Annotated in this window: 5 protein-coding genes; 1 reads left to right on the top strand and 4 read right to left on the bottom strand. The window is 69.8% G+C overall.

Translation table 11 applies throughout. The annotated features are described in order from the left end of the window. Positions 1-299: 299 nt before the first annotated feature. Positions 300-821, top strand: coding sequence for a DUF664 domain-containing protein (locus MHY20_RS11395; RefSeq protein ID WP_239376879.1), 522 nt, complete (start codon positions 300-302; stop codon positions 819-821). Between the two features lie 104 nt (positions 822-925). Here MHY20_RS11395 and MHY20_RS11390 read toward each other — a convergent pair whose 3' ends face one another. The 4 genes from MHY20_RS11390 to MHY20_RS11375 form a co-directional block, all read right to left on the bottom strand. Beyond that, entirely contained in the window at positions 926-1,729 is an 804-nt protein-coding gene (locus tag MHY20_RS11390; protein WP_239376878.1) for an FAD-binding oxidoreductase, read from the bottom strand. Between the two features lie 92 nt (positions 1,730-1,821). Then, on the bottom strand, positions 1,822-3,426 hold the full coding sequence (locus MHY20_RS11385) for a Na+/H+ antiporter NhaC family protein (RefSeq protein ID WP_239376877.1): 1,605 nt from the start codon (positions 3,424-3,426) through the stop codon (positions 1,822-1,824). 107 nt (positions 3,427-3,533) lie between these two features. After that, complete coding sequence (locus MHY20_RS11380) at positions 3,534-4,037, bottom strand: hypothetical protein (RefSeq protein ID WP_239376876.1); 504 nt, start codon at positions 4,035-4,037, stop codon at positions 3,534-3,536. Positions 4,038-4,061: 24 nt separating this feature from the next. After that, positions 4,062-4,777: ABC transporter ATP-binding protein (locus MHY20_RS11375; RefSeq protein ID WP_239376875.1), on the bottom strand; the 716-nt coding region annotated here is incomplete at its 5' end.

Here is a 4,777-nt window from a genome sequence, read left to right as displayed (position 1 = left end):
CCGCTGCAACGTCATCTACGCCATGCTCCGCGACGGCACCTACTACCAGCCACCGACAACCGCCCCTACCCCCGAGCCGACCGCTCTCGCGGCTTGACTCGAAACATAGGGACACCCCCCCCAACTCGCTGCACCGGTGGCGGCCGAGACCCCGTCCTGGTCGGGGGCCAACGCAGCGGCGGCCACAGTTCGCCAACAGTGCCGAAACGGTCGATTCGGCAGGAGCCACCCCGCAGAGCAGCGGAGCCACGCCCGTTTTCGCAGAAAGTACCCGAGGACGATCGGGCTACTGTGGGCGCATGAGCCACCCCGTGATCCTCACCGACGCCGCGCGACGTCCCGAGCAGGCCGCCGCCCACCTCCTCACCGACATCTCCGCCGACGTCCTGCACCGCATGCCGGGCGGCCGCGGCAACTCCATCGCCTGGCTGATCTGGCATGCCGCACGACAAATGGATGTGCAGACAGCGCAGCTCACCGGCGGCACCACCGTGTGGCAGAAGGGCGGGTGGGCCGAACGCACCGGCATCGACCGCGGGCCCGACGACTTCGGTTTCGGGGACCGCGCTGAGGACGTGGCGGCGCTGCGCGTGGAGCGGCCGTCGGACCTCCTGTCCTACCTCTCCTCCTGCGCAGACGCGCTGGTCGAGCACATCGAGGCGCTGGATGCGGAGCGGCTCGAGGAGGTGGTGGACGAGTCGTGGGAGCCGCCGGTGACGCGGGGAGTGCGGATCGTCAGCATCATCGATGACGCCGTGTCGCACTGCGGGCAGGCCGCGTACGTCCGCGGACTTCTGGAGGACTGGTCGCTCGGGGTGTGAGCCGGCCGGCCGACGGGTCTTGCTGGTCGACGTGGCCCCGCCGTCCGGGCGAAGGCGTCCGGGTGCCCGGTTGCGAGCCGGGCACCCGCGAAGAGCAGCGCCGGTCAGGCGTCCAGCAGCCAGTCGTTGGGGGCGAACAGTTCGAAGTGGACCTGGTCGTCGGCGAAGCCCAGCTCCTGGAGCTCAGCGCGCGCATTGGTGAGGAACCGGGTCGAGCCGCACAGATAGACGGACGCGTCGGTCGGCAGGTTCAGCGCCCCGATTGACAGGCGCTCGCCCGCTTCCCCCTCCGTTGTGCGGGAGTAGGCAACAGCCTCCGTCGCGTTCGGCAGGTCCGCGATGAGCGCAGCCCGCTCCGAGCGGAACACGTCTTCGGCTTCGCTCGCCTCAGCATGGGCCACCACGATCGGTCGCGTGGAGCCGGCCGCGTGCAGCGCCTCCAGCATGCCCATCATGGGCGTCGCACCGATGCCGTTGGAGATCAGCGCCACGGGGCCTTCGCCCTCCACATCGATGACGAGGTCGCCGAACGAGACCGTCACGTCGATGACGCTCCCCTCCTCCGCGTGGTCGCCGAGCCAGTTGGAGACCTCGCCGGCGGGGGTGTCGTCCTGTGCGGGAACCCGTTTGACGGCGAAGGTCAGCATGCCCTCCTCGGCACCGTTCACCAGCGAGTACTGGCGCAGCTGGCGGGCACCGTCGGGCAGGGTCACCCCGACGGAGATGTACTGGCCGGGCAGGAATCCGGGCAGGGCATCGCCGTCCTCCCGGGCCACGGTGAAGCGGATGACTCCGTGACCGAGCTCCTCGCGCCGGCGGACCACGGCCCGGTGGAACACGTCGCCGGGCTGGACGCCCTGGTGCCGGCAGAGGTCCTTCTCGAAGTCGATGAGGACCTTCGCCATCATCCAGTAGACGCTGTCCCACGCCTCGGCGACATCAGCGGTGAGGACATGGTGAAGCTGTCCTTTCCGACGGATTCCTCAGATCCGCTGAGTCCTCAGGCCTTCGCCTCGTAGCGGCGGTGGCGGATCGGGATGCGGATGACCGGAAGGATCCGTCGGACCACGAAGGCGACCAGGGTGACGCCCACCAGCGTGACCACCAGGCCCACGATGCCGTTCTCGGTCAGCGCGAACACGACGTAGCCGGCCAGGGCGGCGATCGCACCGGTGATCGCGTACGGCAACTGGGTGCGCACGTGCGTGGGCACCGAGCAGGCCGCACCGGTGGAGGACAGGATCGTGGTGTCCGAGATCGGCGAGCAGTGGTCGCCCAAGACGGCGCCGGCGAGGACCGCACCGAAGGCGGCGAGCAGGACGTCGTCCCCGCCCTGGACGGCGTTCATCATCTCGCCGGCCAGCGGCAGGAGGATTCCGAAGGACCCCCAGGATGTGCCGGTGGCGAAGGCCATCAGACCGGCCACCACGAACAGGATCGGCACCAGCCAGACAGCGGGCACGGACAGCTGATGGACGACATCAGCGAGGAAGGCCCCGGTGCCGAGATGCTCGATCATGGCGGCCAGCACCCAGGCGAACATCAGGATGAGGATCGCCGGCATCATCGACTTCGCGCCCTCCCAGGCGCCGCCGCGACGCGTGCCCGGCGTGAACTCGGGGTTCGGGGAGGTGTAGCGCAGGCAGTAGTAGAGCGCCACGCCGAGGGCGATCAGACCGCCGATGTTCAGCGCGAGCGTGACGTCCGCTTCGGCGAGGGTCTCCACCGGGCCCCACGCACTCGCGGCGAGGCCGCCGGTGATGTACATGCCGCCGATGACTCCGGCGACCAGCACCACGAACGGCACCACTAGCGCCCGCATCGCGCCCGGATCGTGGGAGGGGAGGTCATCCGACAGCTGACCGGGCGCTTCATCGTCCTCGGCCATGACGCCGTCACCGTCGGCGGCTCGGCGCTCCTCGGCGCGCATCGCCCCGAAGTCGATCTCCAGCAGGATCGACAGCCACAGCAGCAGGAGAGCGCCGATGGCGTAGTAGTTCATCGACGCGGCCAGGAGGAAGCCCTCCACCTGGCTGAGCGTCAGCGCAGACGCCGCCAGCAGCGGGGCCATGATGCCGATGATGGATGCACCCCAGGAGGAGAACGGCGCCAGCACCACCACGGGAGCGGAGCTGGAGTCGATGAGGTAGGCGAGCTTCGCGCGGGACACCCGCTGACGGTCCGTGATGGGGCGCGCCACCTGCCCGACGGCGAGGGCGTTGAAGTAGTCATCGATGAAGATGACCATGCCGAGGATGCCGCCGAGTGCCTGGGCACCGCGGCGCGAGCGGATGCGCTTCGCGGCCCATTCGGAGAATGCGGATGTTCCGCCGGCCATCAGCACGAAGGACGTGATGACGCCCAGCTCCAGCAGGAAGGTGATGATCAGGACCGTGTCCCAGGCGATGCCTCCGTCGGCCCAGACGAGGCCCACGATGCCGTCCCAGATGAGGGATGCGGCCTTCAGGGGGTTGACGTTCGCGACCAGCAGCGCTGAGACGATGATGCCGGCGCCGAGTGAGGGGAGCACCTTCTTGGTGAGGATCACCAGTGCGATCGCGATCAGCGGCGGCAGCAGGGAGAGGACGGGGTAGGCGGTGAGCACAGCGCTCCTCGAGAAAGAGCAGGTGGATTGAGTGGGCCGAGTTTAGCAAGTGCGCTCACCCGGCCGGCGGCCCGCTCAGCCCGTGGGCGCTCCTGCGCCCGGGCCGGTCAGGCTCGCTCGGCTTCGGGGAACAGCTCGGTGAACTGGTCGACGGTGCCGGGCAGCACCCACGCGTACACGCCGCCCTGGCCGTTGTCGATGAACAGTCGAGTGCGACCCTCCACACTGCCGAGCTGGTCGATGATGGCGTCGGCCGCATCGGGATGGATCCAATCGCCCTCCTGCTCGAAGTCGACACGGGTCCGCGTCCCGTTGAGGCTCCACTGGACGAAGGACGCGCCGCCGTCGAAGTCGACGTGGGACTGCACGTCACCGATGGCGTCGGACCTGTCGGTGGCGCGGGCCCATTCATGGATCCAGTCCGTGTACGCGGTCTTATCGTCGATCATTTCGGCGTCGTAGGCGAGCACGTACCGGAGGGTGCCGACCCCGTCGTCGTCGACGTCGGTGAGGATGAAGAACGGGTCATCGTCCTCAGGGGCGAACGAGGTCGGATCGACGGGGCTGATGCCGCAGGCGGCGAGGCGGGCGAGAATCTGATCGGTGGTCATACCACCACAATACTGGCAGCGTGCTCAGCTGATCCGACCGCTGTCCAGATGCAGCTGCCGGTGGGCGACTGCCTGGGCCCAGTGCTGGTCGTGGGTGGTGGCGAGGACTCCCCCACCCCGCTGCAGCTGCATGTCGATCAGTCCCACGAGCCGGCTCATCGAAGCGGCGTCGCGCCCGAGCGTCGGCTCATCCAGCAGCAGCACCGGTGGGCGCCGCAGCAGCGCCGCGGCGATCACCACGTCCTTGCGCTGCGCCGCATCCAGATCGAACGGGTGCTCATCCGCCGCCTCCACTAGGCCGGCCGTGCGCATCAGCTGCTGCACCTGCTTCTCCCGCTCGCGGATCGCCTCGTCGCGGACGTGGCGGGGGCGGCGCGGCAGGGGCGCGGCCCGCATCAGTTCGTCCCGCACGGTGGGGGCGCTGAGCTGCGCGCCCGGGTCCTGCCCCACCCAGCCGAGGTGGGCGGAGCGCTCATGCGTGGGCAGGCGGGTGAGGTCGACCCCGTCGGCCGCGCGGATCGTCCCGTCGACGGGGTCGCGGCGGTCGAGTGTGCCGAGCAGGCTGCGCAGCAGGGTGGACTTCCCGGCCCCGTTCGGCCCCATCAGCGCCACCACTTCCCCGGCGTGGACGTCGAGGTCGGCGCCGCGGAGGACGGGACGGTCGCCGCGCGCGGCGTGCAGGTCTCGGACGGCCAGCAGCGGGGCGGAGCTGCGGCCGGCTGTGGGGGTGGGCCCCGGGG

Origin of the sequence: Helcobacillus sp. ACRRO, assembly GCF_022347125.1 — a bacterium.
Classification (GTDB): Bacteria; Actinomycetota; Actinomycetes; order Actinomycetales; family Dermabacteraceae; genus Helcobacillus; species Helcobacillus massiliensis.
The sequence above is the reverse complement of the archived record's forward strand: the minus strand, read 5'-3'. Positions and strand labels throughout refer to the sequence as shown.